Genomic DNA, 21,429 nt, shown 5'->3' on the forward strand with positions numbered 1-21,429 from the left:
GAGTCGTTTCCAAAATACCCATTAACCACAGAGGCACAGAGATCACAGAGAAGACTCCAGAGGAAATATAATGAAAAATTCAGCTTTTCTCTGTGTCTAAGCCCGAACCGCTCCAACTCGAACGGGTGGAAGGAGTAGAAATCATGGGGAGTGAAGTTGATCAAACAGCCTACCTTCTTCGGTCGGAAGCGAATAAGGAGCGGCTCTTGAGGGCAATCGAGAATGTCGAAAAAAAAGAGAACATGGAAGCAAGAGAAATACTTGAACAGGCACTGAAATTGACGCCTCAGGAACGTTTCCTGGTGGTTGAGGAACTGCTGAGAAGTCTCGATGAGCTGGACCAAGAGCTGAATGCCCTCTGGATCGAAGAGGCAGAGAAGAGGCTTCGAGCGTATCGTGATGGAAGGCTGAAGGGAATTCCCATGGATTCGAGCGAAGAATGATCCCATCCGTTCTTTCCAACCAGGTTCAACGTGGCATCGAAGACTTTCTCAAGACCACTTTCCCTATCTCAAATCCGTTTTTCGAGGAGATTGTCGACCGGCTCATCGACAGCCGGGAGGAGCTGTTCAAAGGCCCATACCTCTCGCTGAAGCTTCCCTTTCGACAGGGAAACACCGATACCGAATTCTTCCAGGATATTCCTCTTGGTGTTGCACCCTATCTCCATCAGGAAAAGGCTTTCCGGCGACTCAGTGGAGAAGAAGCCAAATCCACCCTGGTGGCCACGGGAACCGGGTCCGGCAAGACGGAGTGCTTCCTCTATCCAGTCCTCGACTACTGCTACCGTCATTGGGGAGAGCCGGGCATCAAGGCCATCATCATTTATCCCATGAACGCCCTCGCGACGGACCAGGCAAAACGTCTGGCAAGGACGATCCATGGGAATCCAAATCTTCGAGAGAAGATCCGTGCGGGACTTTTCATCGGGCAGAAGGAAGAAAACGCCGCCGCGACAATGACAGCAGACAGGGTGATCACCAACAAGGATACCCTGCGACTGAATCCCCCCGACATTCTCCTCACAAACTACAAGATGCTCGACTATCTGCTGATCCGACCAAGAGATTTTACTTTGTGGCAGTCCAATGGCCCGGAAACCCTGAAGTACCTGGTCGTCGATGAACTGCATACCTTCGATGGGGCTCAAGGGACCGATCTTGCCTGTTTGATTCGGCGATTGAAGGAGCGGTTGAAGACTCCGGAAAAGTATCTCTGCTGTGTTGGGACCTCCGCCACTCTGGGCGGCAAGGAAAGCTACAAGGACCTTCAAGAATACAGCAGTGAGGTTTTCGGGGAAGAATTCGATGGCGACTCAGTGGTTGCGGAATCTCTTCTGACCCCGGGTGAGCTCTTCAAAGACTCCTTCATTACCCTGATTGCTGTCGTCCCTCAGGAAGAAGCAGAAAGGTTGAGACCGGACTCGTTTTCCGATTTTGCATCCTACATTCAGACGCAGCATGAGCTGTGGCTCGGAGAGCGGATCGAGAATCCAACGGAAGAGCAATGGAAAATCGATCTATCGGAGAAGCTGAAGCAGCATGCCTTCTTCCGAAATCTCCTGATGATCCTTGAGAAAAGGAGCGGCATCGCGCCACTCCCGGAAATCATCGCGGAGCTGGACAGGGTGATTCCCGAGTTTCAAGGAGGCACTCAGGAATACAAACAGAATGTGCTCGGAAGCCTCCTGGCCCTCATCTCCTGCGCCAGGGTCAAACCGGCCGACAGGCTTCTACCGTTCCTCAACGTCAGACTTCAGCTGTGGGCCAGGGAGTTGAGGCGAATCGTTGCCGAGGTAAGTCCTGAGCCGAGGCTGAGATTCTCAGACGATCTCAATGATGAACAGTCACGAATTCACCTTCCGGTTGTTCACTGCCGGGAGTGCGGTGCCATGGGATGGGCGGGGACCAAGAGAGAACAAGACACTTCAATGAACCCCGACCTTCAGCACTTTTACCTTTCGTTTTTTCATTACAGCCCGACCCTCACCTATCTTTTCCCCAAGGACAAGCGAGTGGTGCAGCTCGGCCAGCAGGAGTTTGGCAAATGGATCTGCGGCCACTGTCTTCATTTGAGCCAAGGAGACCAAATCTCTGCGTGCCCGGTTTGCGGCAAGAAGGATCGTTTAATTCTGGTCCTCATCGTCAACACCAGAATCAAAAAAAATGAAACGGTTCAAGGAACCCACAACTGCCCTTTTTGCGACAGCTACGACAGCCTTACCATCATCGGCTCCAGGGCTGCAAGCCTCACAAGTGTTGCCATAAGCCAGATTTACTCCTCCACCTTCAATGATGACAAGAAGCTCCTCACCTTTTCCGACTCCGTTCAGGATGCCTCCCACCGGGCTGCTTTTTTCTCCGCAAGAACCTATCGATTCAATTTCCGGAGCGCTCTGCAGAAGTTCATCGATCAGGAACCTGGCGAGCTTTCTCTGGATCAAGTCCCAGCCAGGTTCTCTGAATACTGGCTGAAGGAAAGAGGCGAGAGCGATTTCATCAGTACGTTCCTCGCGCCGGATATGGCCTGGTCCGAAGATTACGAATCATTGGTCAAGAGCGGTAAGATACCGGATGGAAGCACTCTTCTCGATGACGTTTTACGACGGATCGATTGGGAGATCACCAGTGAATATGGATTCAACTGCCGAATCGGAAGAACCCTTGAAAAGACGGACTCCTCGATAGGCAGTATCAAGATCGAGAAGCTCAAGGAAGCATCTGATTCACTGCTTGAACAGCTCCAAAATGAACTCGGGTGTCTGCGCGAACTGGATGGAAGGACGCTTCTCCGGTTCCTTCTTGGCTTCATAACCCAGCTCAGAACAAAGGGAGGGGTGTTTCATCCGGCTCTGAGATCCTACGTGGACAATTGGGGCGGGTACTATTCAATCAACATCATCCCCCACATGCCGAATTTCGGGAAACACTCCCGCACCCCTGCTTTCCTAACGACTAAGGGCGGCACCCGATTCGATACCCTCATCAGCAAGGGGAGAGGAAGGACCTGGTATGAAGACTGGGTGGCGAAAAACTTCTGCCGGCTCTATCCCCTCGTTGGGATGTACTCGGAAAGGATCTATGAACTGGTCATCCCTGCACTCTCAAAGCTTGGAATTCTTGAAGAGGTGAAGATCCAGGGGCATGCCGTTTGGGGAATCAACCGTTCCGCCGTTTTCGTCGGAAGGAATGTGAAACAGTACAGGTGTGATACCTGCGGCCATAGTGTCTCGGCAACTGAAGACGGCTCGGAATGGTGGAGGGGGTGCTCCTGCCTGAGGTTCGAATGCCAGGGCCGCTATAAGGAGGAGCCCGACACCGAAGACTATTACGGCAAGCTTTACTCCACGGGGGATGTTCAGCGGATTTTTGCCGAGGAGCATACGGGCTTATTGGAGAGGGGAACGAGGGAGCTTCTGGAGAAACGTTTCATCAACGGCGAGAATCCATGGGACCCGAATCTTCTCTCCTGCACACCAACCCTTGAGATGGGTATCGATATCGGCGACCTCTCATCGGTGATCCTTTGCTCGGTTCCACCATCCCAATCGAATTACCTGCAAAGAATCGGGCGAGCAGGAAGACGGGATGGCAACTCCTTTGCCATGACTGTCGCCAATGCCAGGCCTCATGATCTCTACTTCTACGATCAGCCGCAGGAAATGATTGCCGGACGAGTGGAGCCTCCAGGCTGTTTCCTAAATGCCCCCGCAGTCCTTGAGAGGCAATTTACGGCCTTTTGTTTCGACAGGTGGATTGAAACCGGAGCATCCGGCGTCGCTCTCCCATACAAGTTGGGACAAGTGCTTACGAACCTCAATAAGAAAAACAACAAGAGTCTCTTCCCTTTTAACCTTCTCGATTTCAGTGAAAACAATAGAACGGTCCTTTTCGAGCGATTCGTACAGATTTTTCAGGGGTCTCTGACAGAAGAGTCCGTGGAAAATCTCAGGGCCTTTGTCGAGGGTGCCGAGGGAGAGCAGAATCTAAGATACCGGATCTTGAACGGTCTAAACGAGATCGATAAGGAAAAACGCGCCCTTCAAGACCGGGTGAAGAAGCTCAACTATCGAATCAAGCAAAAGGAAAACGATCCGGTAAAGGACAAGAACTACGAGTCGGACCTTGACGATTTGAGACTTGAGAAGGCCGCCATCAACGGCATCATCCGCTCTATCGTCGAGAAGGACACGTTCAATTTCTTCACCGACGAGGGGTTGCTTCCAAACTATGCCTTCCCACAGGCGGGAGTGATCCTTCGATCCGTCATCTACCGAAGAAAGAAGAACGTGGATGGTCCAGGGAAGTATCAAACCAAAGTATTTGAATACGAACGACCGGCTGTGAGCGCCATCCACGAACTGGCTCCCGCCAACAGGTTCTACGCCGAGGGTCGGAAGGTCACTGTTGATCAGATCAATATGGCCACATCCGAGGTAGAAGACTGGCGGTTTTGCAATAATTGCACGTACCATGAACTGGCAGTTTCAGGGGAAGAAAAGCCTGCCTGCCCGAAATGCGGAAGCCCTCTTTGGGCTGATGACGGGCAGAAGCGCCGCATGATCCGTATGCGCCAGGTGATTGCAACAACTTCCGACAAAGAGAGCCGCAACCAGGATGACAGTGATGATCGAGAGCCTGAGTTCTACAACAAACACATGCTCTTTGATGCCGATGAGAAGTTCATCGAGAAAGCCTTCAAGATCGACTGGGAAGATTTCCCCTTCGGGTTCGAGTATCTGGACAGAGCGACCTTTCGAGAAGTAAATTTCGGAAACAAGGAGACGGTGGGGGAGAACATCGATATTGCCGGTCACCAGGTTCCGAAAAGGGGGTTTGCAATCTGTCGCGAATGCGGCAAGGTCCAGGGAAATGGGAAGAAGATAGAGCATGCGGTGACCTGCAAGTACAAGCTTCGAAGCTCTGAGAAAAACGTTTTTGACTGTCTCTACATGTACCGGGAATTCACTTCGGAGGCCATCCGAATCCTGCTTCCCATGACGAGCTTTGCCGGTTCAGAGCAGAAGCTTCACTCCTTCATTGCTGCCCTGTTTCTCGGATTGAAGAAAGTCTTTCGAGGGAGCATCGATCATCTTCAAACCACCGTCTATGACGATCCAGTGGCCGGAACGTCCCACAAGAGGAAGTACCTTGTTCTCTATGACGTAGTTCCCGGAGGAACGGGATACCTCAAGCAGTTGATCAGGACCGAAAAGCCGCTCATGAATGTCTTCGAAGCCGCATTGGAGGTTTTGAGATCCTGCTCATGTCAGCAGAATCCGGAGAAAGATGGATGCTACCGGTGTCTTTTTGCATACCGGATGAGCTTCGACATGGCGGATATCTCCCGGAACACGGCCATTCAGGTTTTAACGGAGATCGTCAAGGGAAAGGATGCTCTTGTTGAAACGGAGTCGCTGAGCAAGATATCGGTGAATGCCTTGTTTGACAGCGAGCTTGAGGCCCGTTTTGTCGAGGCCGTAAGGAGGGTCAAATTTCACGATGAGCCTGTTTCCTTTAAACAGGATATCGTGAATGGAAAGCCGGGATGGTATCTCAAGATCAACGGCAATGGTTACTACATCGAGCCCCAGGTGAGTGTCGGACCTGAAAGCGGGGTCCTGGTGCCAAGCAAGATCGATTTCGTTTTTCATCCTGAAAGGCAGAAAGATAGCAGGCCTTCTATCGCGGTTTTCACCGATGGATTCTCGTTCCATGCCGATGGTGCCGCTCTCAAGAACAGGGTCGGTAAGGATCTAGCTCAGAGAATGGCCCTCGTTCGGAGCGGGAAATATCTCGTCTTCTCCCTGTCGTGGAACGATATCGAAAATCAGTTCAAGCCGCAACAAGCCTACTTCACCAACTTCACCCAGCCCAACGGTCCCGTTCTCGGAAAGCTCCTTGATGCCTTCGATACCACATTTGGCGTGAAGAATCTTTCGGATATGCACCTGGCCACAGGTTTCGAGATGCTGATCCAGTTCCTGGCCATCCCGGATTTTGAAATGTGGAGACTCTATTCTTTGATCCACGCCATGATCCACATCGATTCGAAGAAGCTGGGAACCTTTGATGCCATTGAGTCTGTCCGGGAGATCCTTAAGAAGGATGCAGCATGGCATGAAATTCAACTGAGCCTGGAACACGATCCAAACGGCTCATATTGTTTTGGCATCAACCAGAAGAATCACGAGGACAATAAGCCGATGCTCAAAATGCTTGTCTGCATCGGCAAGGACGACATGCAGGGCCGCAGGTTTCAAAAGCTCGAAGTGACATGCCGTTTCCACGATGACGACGAGATTGCCTTGGGTCCGAACTTCAAGGCAGCCTGGAATGGATTCATCAGGCTTTTCAACGTCTACCAGTTCGCGCCACTGATCCTTTTCCTTACTTCGAGAGGCATTTCGGATGGTGAGTTTTCGTGCTTTCTCACGGAACAAGAGCCGTCCCAACCGAGTCCCGCCCCAGATTTTGAATCGGAACAACTCAAGTTGCTCAAGTCTGTAACAGATCCATCGATTCATCCATTTCTTTCATTGATTGAAGCAAACGGGATTAGCCTCCCGGAACCGGGATTTGAATTGTGCGATGAGAAGGGGGCGGTAATCGCGACAGCAGAGCTGGGCTGGCCCCCTGTTAAGATTGCCTTTTTGCTTGCCGAAGAAATGGAATTCAAGCCCCTCTATACGGAAAGGGGATGGCAAGTCGCATCTGTCGCCGAAGTGGTTCTCGATCCGACGAGCACCGTTGAGATGTTTTCATAGATCGAAACACTATGGGAGAAGTCTGGAGCAACACGACAACCCCATGTAGTCTGAAAAACAGGGGATGAGACCCTGAGTAGTGGACAGGAGAGGATATGCAACAAGGGATCAATGATATAAAGGTTGCCATTTCTTCGGACTTCTTGAAAGCCTTCTCCCTGATTCCTCACAAACAGCAGTCAAAGGTGAGGGAATTTGTGGAGAAGTTTCGGATGAACCCGGCTGCAGCTGCTATCAACTATGAAAAAATCCAGCAGTGTAAAGATCCAAATCTCCGGAGCGTCCGAATCGACAACACGTACCGTGGAATTGTCCTGAAACCCGAAATCGGTAATGTATTCCTGCTCCTGTGGGTGGATCATCATGACAAAGCCTATCAATGGGCTGAAAATAAGGTCTTCAGCATTCACCCAGAGACCGGAAGTCTTCAGGTGGTTGATATTCAACAGGTGGCGGCCCGTCATTCTATCGTCGGTGCTGCCGGGGAAGAGAGAGGCCTTTTCCATGACCTCAAGGACAAGCACCTCTTGCAGCTTGGCGTTCCTGATGCCTTTGTGCCACTCGTTCGCGGCATCATGAACGAAGACGACCTTGACCAAAATGAGGCCGTCTTACCTCAAGAAGCATACGAAGCACTTTTTCTCTATGCCGCCGGTTATTCCTTTGAGGATGTTCTGAGGGAAGTGGAAAAGCACGGAGTCGAGAAAGAAGTCGATACCGGCGACTTCGTCAAAGCCCTTGAGAATCCCGATACGATGAGGCGTTTTCATGTCGTCGAGGACGCACTGGAGCTTGCCGAAATCCTGAATGCTCCTTTAGAGCAATGGCGGGTTTTCCTCCATCCGTCTCAAAGAAAGATAGTCGAAAAGAACGCCAAAGGCCCGGTTCGTGTGCTGGGTGGTGCCGGAACCGGCAAGACCGTTTGCGCCATGCACAGAGCCAAGCACCTGGCTCAGAATGTTTTTAAAGCCGAAGGTGATCGGATTCTTTTCACGACTTTCACCAGAAATCTCGCCGCCGATATCCGTGAAAATCTAAGGAAGATCTGCCCGGTTGACGTTCTCAAGCGAATCGAAGTGGTGAACCTCGATGCATGGGTCACTCAATTTCTCAAGAAGAACGGCTACGAGCACACCATCGTCTACGAGGACGATACTAGGGATTGCTGGACCAATGCGCTCAATGTTGCACCTAAAAGCCTGGACCTCCCGGAGGCTTTCTACCGGGACGAGTGGGAGCAGATCATCCAGACTCAGGGGATCTCGTCTGGCGACGATTACATGAAAGCATCCAGACTCGGCCGAGGGAGGAAGCTCAATCGTGTCGAACGAAAAGCCATCTGGCCCGTCTTCGAAGAGTACCGGGCACAGCTCAATGAAAAGGGATACAAAGAAGCCATCGATGCTATTCGGGATGCTCGCGTGATCCTACAGAGCAAAGGCTCAGTACTCCCTTACAAAGCTGTCATTGTTGATGAAGGCCAGGATATGGGTGCGGAAGCCTTCAAGCTGATCCGACAGATGATTCCTACCGATGGGAGCACGAACGATATCTTCATCGTGGGCGATGGCCATCAGAGGATCTACAGGCACAAGGTGGTATTGGGACAATGTGGGATCAACATCAAGGGCCGCAGTCACAAACTGAAGATCAACTACCGAACCACTGATGAGACAAGAAAGTGGGCCGTCAAGCTTCTTGAGGGTCGGAAAATCGATGATCTGGATGCTGGTGTGGATGACCAGAAGGGATACAAGGCCCTGCTTCACGGCAGTCCTCCCCAGGTGGTGAACCTGCCATCCATGGCGGAGGAGACCGATTTCATTGTGAAGCATTTGAAACAGCTAGAATCGGAGGGCGTTCCGATCAATTCAGTTTGCCTGGTCTGCCGAATACACGGTCTGCTAGCGCAATACGAGGCAGCTTTACAATCTGCAGGGTTTACTACCTACCTCATCAAGAGGAGTGCGGCCGAAAACCGCAGTACACCGGGACTTCGGCTAGCTACCATGCATCGAGTCAAAGGGCTCGAATTTGATCACCTCGTTATTGCGGGAGTCAATGAAGGGATCGTGCCCCTGCAAATGGTTCTAGAGGGTCAGGACAATCCTTTGGCCGTCGAGCAGAACGAACTGAGAGAACGGGCTTTGCTCTATGTTTCTGCGACCAGGGCTAAGAAAAACGTGCTGGTTACGAGCTTTGGAAAGAAGAGCCGGTTCTTGTGATTTTACTTCAGATATTTTGTTAAGCTCGGCAATAACGAGGATAAAGTGGAAATGTCGAATTCTTAAAGTCCTCACGAGTGCCCAGTTGTTTCCAAAATCATCTGCCGACTCATCCTAATGAGTTCGCGAACAAACTGCCTGGCCTCGATTGCCTCGCGGGAATACCGCCCATGCTTGAAAGCGTTCTTGTTACCCTTGGGCGCCCCCGTGCTTTTTCCGCCGTGAAGACGGCAACGCCCGTTCTTCATCGCCGGATTCTTGCAGTTCCCACCGCTCCGGGTTTTCGCTCCACACTTTTTCGCCTTCTGGAAGGTCCAAAGTAACTCCGCCGGTTCTGTCTTCGATTCGCCCGGTACACGGGCTTGATCCATATTTTTCATCTGTGCCCCCCTCCCTCTGGAGTTGATTGTGGCTGACAGTCCCAACTATTGCCTGTGCCCCACTGTGAATGTGAACATGCTCGACCCGGACGGTCTGCTCTGCCTTTTTCCTGTATTTCGTGAGGGCCTCCATCTGTAGGGTAAAGGTTCGAAGCAACCGGTTGCTGACGTTCTGCATTTCTCGAACTATAGCCAAATTTTGGTTGCTTAACGCCAGATTGAGAAACTTCATGGCCTGGTTATGCACAGCCACCATCTGTGAAGCAAGCATGCCCTCGATTTCATCCTTCGGGGCTATTCCAAGCATGCCGGCAGCAACAGCGTTCGCCATTTGCTCCATGTTTTCCTTGTCTGAAGTCCTGGCGCTGGCAAGAACAGACTGGTGTATCAGTAATTGGCCCAATGATGGATCGGTTGTTCCCGCTGTTTCGTAAATCTTGAGCCAAGTCTCATTGTTTTCGGGATCATCGATCAATGCCAATGTGATTCCATCGTCATCATCCTTTTTCGCATCATATTTGAGGGGCTTTGGCGCCGTCTTACACTCGGAAATATATTTTTGAATTCTTTCGATCTCCGCTTCAGTGTATTCTGTCTTTTCTGTTTCTGTGGGCTGGTCTGATTGTCGCGTTTTGGTTTGCATGTTATCTCACTCTCCTCAACAACCCGTATGGCAATTCTGACGCGAAAATGAACCCTAACCAGTTCTGCACCGTCGCTCAGCCCCACAGGGGAGCATCCCGCCATCTTTTCAGGATTTGGATTGCTCAAAATGCTGAAACGGCTGGGCAACTCCAATTAGTTAAAAACTCACAGCTTTGTGGGCTTGTCCTCGCAAAGAATGAAATGCACATCCGTTTTGTGCTCGGTTTTGAAACCGACATTGCTTGGCTGAAACATTTCGGCAGACTCCATGCGGGGAAGCAGGAAAAGACTCGATCCAGTGCAGACAGGTTTCACAAAAAAGTTGAGGGCACTTTTCCCCAACCAGAGAAATGACCTCATTCCCGTGCTCCTCAATGCTCTCCTCGATGCTATACGCATCCGGGTCGGATCGATCAGGAGCAGCAAGATTCTTCCTTTCACCTTCGATTTGTGTATCCTCTCGAATCCTTGTTTCAGGCTGGTAATTTGGTTCACTTGGTTCGATATCCGCCAGTACTGCAAAGGCTTCAGCAGGATCATCCTGAGGCATCTCGCTCAAACCAGCCTTGATCCATAACCGGACATCGACGCCGACTTTCCACATTTCACCAGGGTCTTTTCCACGAACTGGCGGCCAGCGCCTTGCTTTGCTGAAATGCTTTCTCCACCAATGCCAAGCCTCATTGGCTCCGGCATCGTCGACATCCAATGCGACAAGTATGTCCTGAACGCCTTCAAGTACATTCGAAGCTTCCTCATCGGGTCTGGCTTGCGCCGATCCAAGCGCCATAACGGTCACAAGGTCTTTTGCTTCCTGCCAGATCAGCAGAGCGTCAAGATCACTTTCCACCACCACAACGACTTTTCCTTTGCCACCAGGTATCACGAGCGCCCCCTTGTTTGAACCTGGAAGGTCTGAATAGCGCGAACCATTGTATGGAACTGCACGGCGTGTTCTCAGTCGCAGTATTTTGCCATTCTGGAGTTTGGGAATAACAAGGCCGGTAGGCAGAACGAGTTTTTTCGGGCGATCATTTTCTTTCAACTTGGTGGGCAACCCCCACACTTCCCGTTTCGGGTACCAGTCTTGTGGATTCCAGCCTAAACGGAATGTTTTTATAGTCTCATCAATGAGTCCCCTCTGTTCTTTCAACCACCCTAAAGATTCCGTCCCAACATCAGACCAGAGATTGGTTTCAGCATATAAAACAAAAGATTCAGCTTTGTTTTGCCATAATGCTGGAGGGTTCGATATCGGCCGCGGTTTCCGCTGCCCGCCGTTTCTATTGTTTTTATAGAGGTTGGCGCCGGGCACAATCTTGCATCCATCATTGACCATGCCAAGTCTCTTACATGCGTCCCGAAAGGATAGCCCATGGAACTCCCGCAGATATTGAATGAGGTCACCACTCTTACCACAGCGGCGGCACCACCACTTCCCCCCCTGGCCTTGCTCCGGCCAGGAACGAAAGCGGTCCTTGCCACCACAACCAGGACAGGGGGAAGAATACTCGCCGCCATTGGTGTTTGAGACATTTTTTACTGTTATTCCATCAAGTTGTAATTGATAAAGGATATTCATTTCCTCAGCACTCGTCGTCTTGTTTGGGTGACGGGAGTGACACGAGTGACGCATATTCCCACATTTTTCTGTATTGGTTTTCTCTCACTCTCTTTTGAATATACAGAGCAGGAAAACTCATCAGGGGTAATGTCGAAACACGCGTCACTCGTGTCACTCACAGCACCTATTATTTTAAAGCAATGCCCGCGATCATGCGTGTACCTAAGGTTCCCCTGGTGAGTTCTGCCCCCAGGCGCACCAACCGAGTAGTGAAGTTCTTCCTGTTCAGAAGTTTTTTAACCCCCGCATCACTTGCCCATCTCTCGTATCTGGAATAGATCTGCTGAGACGCAACCTGCAGGCCCGATCTAATTTCGCAATTCTCCTCTACAAATTGGGCCACCTGATCACAGTCGAGTCGCCATTCTTTTTTCGCTTCTTCTGACGACGGCTTCCGGGTAAATTCCCCCCGCAGGAATACTTCACCAATGGCCTGGAGCGCGAGATTGAGGATTCCGGGCAGTTCAAGTTTCAGTTTTGACTTGAGATGCCTATCCTGCTCCGGTTCACTGAACTTACCGTTGAAGGTGATGATGATTGCCCGCCTAAAAAGGGCGTCTGAAAAATCCCTCGTGTGTGGCATGTGGTTGGTTCCGAAGATGCAGGTACAAAATGGTGTAAAATCGAAAGGCGGCTTATGTTTGTGCTCGGCCGTGGTCAACTCCCCGGAAACGATTGCTTTAAGCTGTGCATCCGCGATTTCGTGTCCTTCTGCGATTTCCGTGACCAGATTTACGAGTTTCCCGTGAAGATGCGCTCGCTGAAAACGGTTTTCGAACTGACTGGGCTGTACTGCAGAGACATGTCTACCCCCCACCAGCGCTGCGATAGTTTCCATAAGAACGGACTTGCCGTTCGCGCCAGGGCCGATGAGGAGGAAGAATTTTTCGTATTCGCAAGATGACAATAGACAGTATCCTATCATCTCACAAATCAATCTCGCCTTGAGCACCCGGTCAGCGTCTTTGATAAAGACTTCCCGAAGAAACTGCTCAAACCGAGGAGCCTTGGCTAATGGATCATAACGTATTGGTAATTGAGTGGTTCTATAATGATCGCGACGATGCGACTGCAATTCCCAGTTTTTTCCATTCCAATGGATTTCGCCGTTCAAAACGTTTATAGCATTCTTGGCGGCATCGAATTCATGGCCTGCCCGAAATACCTCTGTTTTCGTCAAGTCTAGGATCGAATCGACTTTATTTCGAGTCAGTTCAAGACTTGTTGCCAATTCATGAATTCTCTTCTTCATCTGACGGGGGTCCAGGAGTTTCCAAATCCCGGATTCATCCCACAGCCAGGTGCCGTATGGAGTATCGATGATATTCTGAGCACCGTAAGATTCGACAACCGCGCGGGCAACGGGAAGATGGTCATCCTCACTGCTTACTGCCATTTCTATGAGTTGATTGATCTTCTTGGCGTCTTCAACAAGGGATGCAACGGAAACGCCGGCTTTTTTCGCGATCGATTTTCTAAGACTCAGGACATGGGTATCTGGCAGACCACTCTGAGTCACGTCCCGGGCAATAGTTCCTGTCAGCTCTTCGAAATCGGAAGTACCTTCTATCCGTTCGATCAATTCAGACCGCTTAAACTTGGGCTTTGAGTCCTTCGTGGCAAGTTCTTCAAATGGGGCGAATTTCGTTTGCTCCATCTCTATGATTTTAGCTGCTTCCACCCGGATCGCTGTCATCCTGTCAGGATCATCAGGTGCGATAGCTTTCTCGGCACAATTCGGATCTTTGAGAGAACAATCGAGAGGGGTTTCCAGATTGCCTATGCTGTCGCTACTGCTGTCCTGACTCAATTGGGAGTTGTTCATGTCCATGCACCCGCGCTCACTCAGACAATCGATTCAACAGCCAAGCGATCAATTCGTCTCTGTCGTATGCGGCTAGCCGACCAAATTTTAGAAGAGTTGGTCCCTCGCCCTTGGAGTCCAGGTTCGCCATCGTGCGAGGATGCAAAAGCCCCCCGCTGAAACGGTCCACATCGAGTCGCGCGACAAGGGGACTTGGCCAGGAACATTTCAATTTTTCAATGAGTTCCTCAATATTTGTTTTGGGCATAAAACCTCCTTTGTTTTAGATGCATCACGAATGTGCACCAACGGTAACTCGGGAAGGTTATTTGCGAAAGATCGCCACTAGGCTACAAACGGGGGGTGTTTAGGCTAAGCGAAGGGGGTAGGACAAGAAAAGTTCATGGTTGGGATATGGCGCGCCCTGCGACCCATGAGGATCGGATTCCTCGCTGCGATTATGCCCACAGTTTTGCAGGAGAGGGATAGAAGACTTTACTGTTGAGATCCCCAGGTTCTTTGAAATTCGGCATCTCGCAGGCAACGTCTTTCAGCAGCGAGATGCAAAATGCATTCTTCGGCACTTGATGTCTACCAAGGCAATAAATTCAACATATTGATATCATATCTATTATGGCTATCTTTCAGATCAGTTTCCACATTCTGGCAAGAAGTGTGGAATATCCATGAAGGCTCTTAAACCTATTCTGGATCGTCACAAAAGAAGCTTCAAGACTCGCCTCAGAATGTCTTCGCCTATTCCTAAATTCTTGACTAAATTTAGCGAACGGATAGGATACAAATTTCAAATGAGGGAAACTGGTGATGCCCGAGAGTCGCAGTTTGATATCTGAGGCGCCGTCCACTGACTCCTACGAGAAGCCTTCTGATGTACTTAACCCGGCACAACTCCGGTTAATAGAGGCTGTGCATCGCGGGTTTCTCTACCAACATCTTTACGCTGTTGGGTGCCTACTGAGATTGGCGAATGTTGGAGGGCTCTCTGTAAGTGTTGAGCGGGATGAGGACATCGAGATCGCACTAGAGGGGAGCTCTCTATACCTCCAGATCAAAACGCGAACAGAAGCGCTGAATCGTGGAGACATAAAAGGCGCGTTACAAAGATTCGAAGAAATCAGAAGTACACACAAGTCTGATCTCAGAAGCGGGACGCCACAGTTTCAGATAATTGCAAATGTTCCTCCAAACGCCTCACTCATGGCAGATTTGAGCACTCCTGTCTGGCCTGCCGATGTGAAGATCAGATGGCCAGATAGCCCCGCATGCGTTGGGGACGACTGGTTACCACCGGCTTGGCCGGATTTGCCCGCCGCAATCGCATGGTGCTTCGAAGCGGCCCGCACTGTCCCATTTGCTGCTGTTTCGCCAGAGACGCTCGTATGGAAACTGGCGGCGCGGATTCATTTTGCGGCCACAGGTAACGACCAGGAACGCCCCTCTCACAGTTTCAATAAAGCAGACCTGCCCGCTTTATTCGAGCAAATTGTTGAACAGTTACAGGACTTCCCGTCCGTACCGGAAAACTACCGGCCTCAGGCGAATGAGCCTAACCTCGATTCTCCGACGCGGATACGCTTCATTACTGGCCTCTCAGGAGCGGGAAAAACTGCGTGGGCGGCGCAGGTCGCCCGACACTGTGCATCCCTCACAGCGTACTTCGATGTGGCTGATCTCCCTGGACCAGCTGTCGCCAGCTCCTTGGCCCGCGAACTTGTCGCGAGGTTCCTGGGTGGGCGCGGAGGAGTCGTTGGTGAGGTGTTGTTGCCTTCTGCTTCTGGTTTTGAAATGCTTCGAGCGCTGGACCGTCGCATTGAAGTTAGCCCTACCCCAATAGTAGTAATCGACAACGCTCACCGTATCTCAGGGCGCGACCTTTTCGATATTACGGAAGCATGCACTCGCGTCCGATTTGTATTCCTGAATCAACCATGGCCTGGGCTCGCCGAGATAGAAGCCCTTTTTAATAAGAGGGCGGAATCGCTTGCGGGATGGGATACTGATTCCATCGCTGCCGAATTCTCGGAAGCTGGTTGCAGGATAGACCCCGCCACTGCAGAGCGTTGGCGTGTAATGACTGGTGGTATGCCACTGTTCGTCAGAAACGCAGCTCGGCTTGCCTTTGACCTCTATATGGGGAATGCGGTAGGATTTGCTGATGATATACAAAAGGACGCGCATTCGACGGTCACTACCCAGGAGGTGATTTTAACACGATTGCTGGATACGCTTTCCCCGGATGCGAGAATGGCTTTAGCGGCTCTTAGTCTATCGATTGCCCCACTTACCCGCGAGGAGGCCGACGCAGTCTTGGCGGCGCTTGAGGCACCATCGAGGCCTTGGGGTCGGTCCCTTCGTGAACTCACAACCTGCGGAGGACTTCAGTTATTCGCTGATGGTCGCCTTAAGGTGCATGATGCGCTTCGCATTCTCGGCCGTGCATTACAATCCAATCTTCCATCAGGTGCACTGCTGAAGAGCCAGAAAAAATTACGTGACCTTCTTTCCATATCATTACAGAAACATCTTGATATCATCCGTTTTGGTATCTGGTTGCGGCTTTTACCAGCGACAGGTGACTTCGAGACCCTTGTAAATGTCGCGACATTCGAATATTTCCATGAATTTGGCGACCCGACCGACCTGAAGTCGGTGCTGGAAGCAGCAGTGGAATCCGACGAATTAGACGAACAAGGTAGATTCTGGACATTAGATGCGCTGGCTTTTTGGGACTGGCATGCCGGAATCCGTGGTGAGACCTTCTCTGCGCGTTTGGATCAAATGGCATCGTTGATCACAAAGGGGAGATTGGGGGACCGCGAGCAACAGGCTCTCATAATGAAGCAGATGACCAGTGCGGCAATAAAAGGCAATGCGGACGATGTTGAAGTCGCATTCGAGCAAGCACAGGAACTCTGCAATAACGATCCGCTGCTTATGCGCATTGTTCGTTATAACCATGCAAATGCATTGTTCGAATTAGGTCGCTATAGTGATGTCGAGAGAGAAGCAAAAACTCTTTATCTGGAATACTATAGCGTCCTCGGTCTCGATTGGTCCGATGTTGTTGGGGTTAATCCTCCGCAAATCATTAAGGCGCTTGGGGGCAAACTGGATGCGAATCATCAGGACGACTTGAAACATCTTGCCGACTGTCTAGACCTCTATGCCATGTCACGACGCAAGCGCGGACTTTATTCGGGGCTCGCAAACCTCCATGCTTTAAAATTTTATGTAATGAGTGGTGCTTACCGTTCAGCGGTAAGGACAGGCCAAGAGGCTGTCGACGATTTCCTTACGATTCAACGTGATCCCGAATTTGCACGTGAATTCATGGAATGTCACCTCCTGCCGCTTGTACGCGAATATGGTCTGACTGCCAACATGGTGCCAGTATGTGCCCAATATGCCATCATTCTAGCATATTGCGGCGAGAGCAAGTTGGCCCGTGAAGAGATTAAACGACTTCAGCCATTCGCTTCGTCTTTGAACCCACATGCCCAACACGAATTGCAGAATCAGATGGAACTCGTTGACGCAATCAATCATGGTCTAATCGAGATTCCGCGTCCAGCATCGGGGGAATCCATTCCAGAACGTCACGCACCGCGTAAAATTACCAAGGTGGGCCGCAATGACCCATGTCCATGTGGTAGTGGGAAGAAATATAAGAAGTGCTGCTTAGGCTAAGAATATCAATATCTCTCCTATATCGATTATTCATGGGATCGGTCAGGCCTTTGCCATATGATGATCATATTCCGCCATCCCTTCCCATTAGGTTCACTCACTCTTGCGGACTCCCTTGCTGCCAAAGAGGCGATCTGGGTATCTTCTGTTTGCTGCCTCGCGAAATCTGCTCAATAGTTCATTCCTCAAAATTTTCCGTGACTCAGAATCCAGAGCATTAAAATAGTCTCGGCTCATAGAAAAATCCGTCATCTCAACGTGTGTGCCCTCATCACCCTCATCCCAAAGGTTGCACACACTTTGAAATGCCTCCTCCAACTGTGGTTCCATGTAGGCAATGATGAGTTTTTCAGGAGTGACATTCTTATCATGCTTCCTGGAATCAAGGGTCGCCCTTGCACAATCCATAAGGGGCTTTTTAGAATTCTTGTGCTTTCTCCTGAGCGCCCCCACAAGTTCAGACATCTTCTCTGCTTGCCGCTCCGATCTCGTTGCACGATGCTGACCGGCAACCTCCTTGTGATGAACAGCCTTGAATAAAGACATCACCCCATCTTCATCCATCCATCGTAACGCCAAGAGTTGACCATGCCATAGCCCAATCAATTGTGCTCCCAATACGGCGGACGGTGGGAAATCTTGTGCCTGTGACGTTCTGATAGATCCTAGCTGGCGGACAGCGATGCCACTTATATTGGAAGCACAAAAAAGACGGTAAAGTGCCTTGATTTGGCCAATTTTGCTTTTACTGTCTTTCTTATAGTTAGCTTCAAGACGTGCCATCTCTCTCAATAGAACGGCAGGAACTTCCTCTGGTCTCAGCTGAATGTCACCATCAGGAGAAGGTACCAGTTTTTGAAGAATTGACCAGTTCTCAGCGACTATCCCATTCGCCTCTTCAAGAGCAGATTCAAATAAGCGTTTGACAGTCTCGAACCGATCTTGTTGCTTCAGGTCATCAACGTTGCTCACAGCCTGAGCCTCCTCTGCTCGCTTCTTTCTGGTGAAATCCAGGCAGAGCCTGCCATGAGTCAAATACCTCCGGCAAAGCCGAGGGTTTACCCTCGATTAATTACCAGCCTCTGAGGATCTCATTGTACCGTCCTGGACCTTGATGGGAGAAGGAAAGGATAATATTTTGCGAGATCTTATGCCGTTTCGCTTTGGTCCATGGGTAATGGGGTTACCTTCTGCCAGTCACCGGGGGTGTTTTCGGCCAACCACAGATCAACGGTCTGTTGGAGATTGAGCCAGAGTTGCGGGGTCGTATTGAACGCACGGGAAAGACGCAAGGCCATGTCCGGCGATACGGAACCGCGTTCATTCAAAATCTTGGAAAGCGTCTTGCGTGAAATGCCAAGCCGCAGGGCCAACTCGGTTACCGTGAGGTTCAGGGGTTCCATATAGTGCGTCCTGATGATAAAGCCGGGAGAAGAAGGACGTCGAGTCATTTTGGGTGGCATGCCAGCCTCCTAATGGTAGTCCTGATAGTTGACAATGTAGGCATCCCCATCCTCAAAACAAAATGTCAGGCGCCAGTTACCGGATACTTTCAAAGACCAGTGTCCTTTCAGTTCGCCCTTGAGCGGATGCAGGCCTGAGCCGGGAAAGTTCATATCTTCCACATCAGCGGCACTGTGCAGACGGTCGAGCAAACCCGCCAATCTTGCAGCGTGTTTTGCCTGTATGCCCTTGGTCGTTCCAGTGTAAAAGAATTCTTCAAGCCCTTTATGGACAAAACTTTTGATCACACCATCATCCTGTAACCCATGCAGTTACGCTAGTCAACTTGACTATCACCGGCTCCTGCCACTTGGTGTTTTCTGCGGGGAATGGAAATGATTTCCGCCTTTGCTTTATTCAACTGCGCCACAGCATCCTTCATAGCGTTGGGCGACAGGTGGCTGTAGCGTTCGGTCATGGCCAAGCTCTTATGCCCCATGAGTTCCTTGATCACCACCAGGCTGGTTCCATTTTCTGCATGCCATGAGGCATAGGTATGTCTGAGGCTGTGAAAGACCAGTTTGTCACGCTGATCCGTGACGTGCTCGTTGAATCCAAGATTCTCGACAACCTTATCAAACGTGCGGGAAACTTCCGTGATAGGATCTCCTTTCCTACCTGTAAAAACCAACGCCGATGGACTATAGGCCCCTCTTTCTTTCGCACGTTCCAATCGTTCGCTGAGTATTGTTGCACCCCCTTCGAGCAGGTAGGCCACACGACTTTCTCCATTCTTGGTGTCTCTCAAAAACAATGTACCCTTTTCCACATCTACATCTTTCCATTGCAGCGCAAAAACCTCTCCAGCTCTCGCGCCACTATATAACGAGACAGCTGCAATATCATGCAACTGTCGGCTGTGTGTTCTGAGTTCACCTAAAAGCCTGTCTGCCTCGTCGTGGCTCAAATATCGTATACGACGGTTATTGATCGACGGCGCACGAACATAAGCAGTGGGCAGGGTACCTTCAAAATGCCCTGTGGCCAGTGCCTTGTTGAATACCTGGCGAATCACGGCAAGAGCGTATTGGATAGTCCTGGGAGACCGCCCTGCATCGATCATCTTCTTCTTGATCCGTTCGATGTCCATGGCGGACACCAGAAGAAGCGCCTTATCCCCAATATGGGGTTCAATCCAAAGCTGGTAGAGACCGTGCTCTACGTCAACCGTACGTGCTTTCTTGTCCGTCCGGGCAATGGGAAGGTAGGTGTCCCGGTAGAACTGAGAGACGGTCAATCGAGAGAGCAATTCCGCTTCTTGACGGGCTTTCTCCTCTTCCTCTTTTTGTCGCTTAAGCTCCCGTTGTTCCTGAAGCCGTTTTGCCCCCTCGTGGTTCTTGGCGGCTTCCTGCAATTCGGTGAGTTTCGCAAAGGCTTTGGCTTCCGTCCATCCGGCACTTGCCCAACCCAGAGGTTCTTCCTGGCGCTTCCCTTCGTACTGGTACCTAATGGTGTAATAGCGGTCAGCCTTGACACCATGTTTCCTGGTGGGATGTTCACGATATCTCACGCCTTTAAATTTGGTCGGTTGCCATTTATAAGCCATTTGCATTTTCTCCTCTATATTTGTCCCCACTTTCTTCTGCCAGAGTCTTTCACTTCTGCCTGTCCATTTGATTTTATCAGCAGGTCGCAAGGACATATTCTTGTCCCCATTTTGTCCCCACTTTTTGAGTGAAAAACGATGATTCAGAGTGATGACGAGTGAAATAATAATAGACAAATATAGAGTGATGTCAATCAATTAATGATATTATGTGAAAATTTGTGAAGTAAATATAATCAGATTTGTAATCAGCAGGTTGCGGGTTCAAATCCCATCGCCAGCTCCAGGAAAATCAACAGGTTAGCCCAATTTGGGCTAACCTGTCGTGTTTTTTGGCGGTTATTTTGCCAAAATTTTGCCAAAATCGTTCTTACCTCCTTTTACTCATCGTTCCCGTTGCTCTCGAAAAGATCGTCAAGTTTCGAGCCGTTCACAGTGCCGTTGGCATTTTCGATGAATCTGGCATAGTGCTGGTGGATCATCTGTGTATTGGCATGCCCCATGACCCTAGCAATCCACGACAGATCCTCACCACGGCTGATAGCCAGCGTTGCAAACGTATGCCTTGCCTGCTTGATTGATCGGTATTGAATTTCAGCCCTTTTCAACGATTTAACCCACACTTGATTGCGAAAATTGCTGAGGTCAACCTGACAGCCCGTGGGAGAGCAGAAAAAGTACTTGCAGCTGAACCGGTCATGGATTTCCTTCTGCGCCTTCAAAGCGTTGAACATCGCGCGGGTGAGCTTGAACGACCGTCTACTGTATTTGTTCTTCGTTCTCCCCTCTATACGTTTCCCTTCCACATCGAGCGTTATGGCTCTCCGGATTGTGATAGTTCCCTCTTCCCAATTAATGTTCTGTGGTTTCAGGGCTATTTGCTCCCCTGGTCTGAGACCCGCGCTTACAGCAAAATCGAAATACGGTTTCCAGTGGTCTGGTAGTTCACATCGAATTCTACGAATTTCATCAATGCTGAACGGAGCGATCACATCAAGGTCTTCGTCCTGATCTTCGTCTTGATCGCACAGGACAATTTGCTACCGGACACATTTTTCGCTGGACAGCCTCCTGTAAAATCAGTATCTTAGACTAAAACTGTTGAAATTGATGAGAGAAAGGAGTCTGTGATGTCTGATAGCAAAAAATGTTCACCGCTGTTCGCCGAGCATTGACTGTAATCTGCTCAGCCCAAGAGTCCGGTAATGGTGGCAGGATACTCAATCTC

The 21,429-nt window shown here is 50.3% G+C and carries 12 protein-coding genes; 4 read left to right on the forward strand and 8 right to left on the reverse strand.

The window, feature by feature from the left end; all coding sequences use genetic code 11:
• The first annotated feature begins 143 nt into the window (after positions 1-143).
• From MWC30_RS18970 to MWC30_RS18980, 3 genes are all read left to right on the forward strand, one after another.
• Positions 144-443 carry an addiction module protein gene (locus MWC30_RS18970; protein ID WP_244085777.1) on the forward strand — a complete coding sequence of 100 codons (300 nt, stop codon included), beginning with the start codon at positions 144-146 and terminating at the stop codon, positions 441-443.
• On the forward strand, positions 440-6,766 hold the full coding sequence (locus MWC30_RS18975; RefSeq protein WP_244085778.1) for a DEAD/DEAH box helicase: 6,327 nt from the start codon (positions 440-442) through the stop codon (positions 6,764-6,766). The genes MWC30_RS18970 and MWC30_RS18975 overlap by 4 nt, the downstream gene beginning before the upstream one ends.
• 95 nt (positions 6,767-6,861) lie before the next feature.
• Entirely contained in the window at positions 6,862-8,991 is a 2,130-nt protein-coding gene (locus tag MWC30_RS18980) for a UvrD-helicase domain-containing protein (RefSeq protein WP_244085779.1), read from the forward strand.
• Positions 8,992-9,062: 71 nt separating this feature from the next.
• Here MWC30_RS18980 and MWC30_RS23115 read toward each other — a convergent pair whose 3' ends face one another.
• From MWC30_RS23115 to MWC30_RS18995, 3 genes are all read right to left on the reverse strand, one after another.
• The gene (locus tag MWC30_RS23115) at positions 9,063-9,371 is read right to left on the reverse strand and encodes an HGGxSTG domain-containing protein (RefSeq protein ID WP_368860893.1); all 309 of its coding nucleotides are present in this window, start codon (positions 9,369-9,371) and stop codon (positions 9,063-9,065) included.
• An 802-nt stretch (positions 9,372-10,173) separates the two neighbouring features.
• Positions 10,174-11,598, reverse strand: a complete 1,425-nt coding sequence (locus MWC30_RS18990; RefSeq protein WP_244085781.1) for a primase-helicase zinc-binding domain-containing protein — start codon at positions 11,596-11,598, stop codon at positions 10,174-10,176.
• A 169-nt stretch (positions 11,599-11,767) separates the two neighbouring features.
• Positions 11,768-13,471, reverse strand: a complete 1,704-nt coding sequence (locus tag MWC30_RS18995) for a phage/plasmid primase, P4 family (protein WP_244085782.1) — start codon at positions 13,469-13,471, stop codon at positions 11,768-11,770.
• Positions 13,472-14,269: 798 nt separating this feature from the next.
• On the opposite strand from MWC30_RS18995, the gene MWC30_RS19000 reads away from it, so the two are divergent.
• Positions 14,270-17,152: an SEC-C metal-binding domain-containing protein gene (locus tag MWC30_RS19000; RefSeq protein ID WP_244085783.1), complete on the forward strand. Its 2,883-nt coding sequence runs from the start codon at positions 14,270-14,272 to the stop codon at positions 17,150-17,152.
• A gap of 93 nt (positions 17,153-17,245) precedes the next feature.
• On the opposite strand, the gene MWC30_RS19005 is transcribed toward MWC30_RS19000, so the two are convergent.
• The 5 genes from MWC30_RS19005 to MWC30_RS19025 form a co-directional block, all read right to left on the reverse strand.
• A complete protein-coding gene (locus MWC30_RS19005; protein ID WP_244085784.1) occupies positions 17,246-18,124 on the reverse strand; it encodes a hypothetical protein in 879 nt (292 codons plus the stop codon).
• A gap of 176 nt (positions 18,125-18,300) precedes the next feature.
• Complete coding sequence (locus MWC30_RS19010) at positions 18,301-18,603, reverse strand: HigA family addiction module antitoxin (protein WP_256461280.1); 303 nt, start codon at positions 18,601-18,603, stop codon at positions 18,301-18,303.
• 21 nt (positions 18,604-18,624) lie between these two features.
• Positions 18,625-18,903: a type II toxin-antitoxin system RelE/ParE family toxin gene (locus MWC30_RS19015; RefSeq protein WP_244085786.1), complete on the reverse strand. Its 279-nt coding sequence runs from the start codon at positions 18,901-18,903 to the stop codon at positions 18,625-18,627.
• Between the two features lie 29 nt (positions 18,904-18,932).
• On the reverse strand, positions 18,933-20,399 hold the full coding sequence (locus tag MWC30_RS19020; protein WP_244085787.1) for a site-specific integrase: 1,467 nt from the start codon (positions 20,397-20,399) through the stop codon (positions 18,933-18,935).
• Positions 20,400-20,581: 182 nt separating this feature from the next.
• Positions 20,582-21,193 carry a site-specific integrase gene (locus tag MWC30_RS19025; RefSeq protein ID WP_244085788.1) on the reverse strand — a complete coding sequence of 204 codons (612 nt, stop codon included), beginning with the start codon at positions 21,191-21,193 and terminating at the stop codon, positions 20,582-20,584.
• Positions 21,194-21,429: the final 236 nt, after the last annotated feature.

Source organism: Desulforhabdus sp. TSK (assembly GCF_022836495.1).
Classification (GTDB): Bacteria; Desulfobacterota; Syntrophobacteria; order Syntrophobacterales; family Syntrophobacteraceae; genus Desulforhabdus.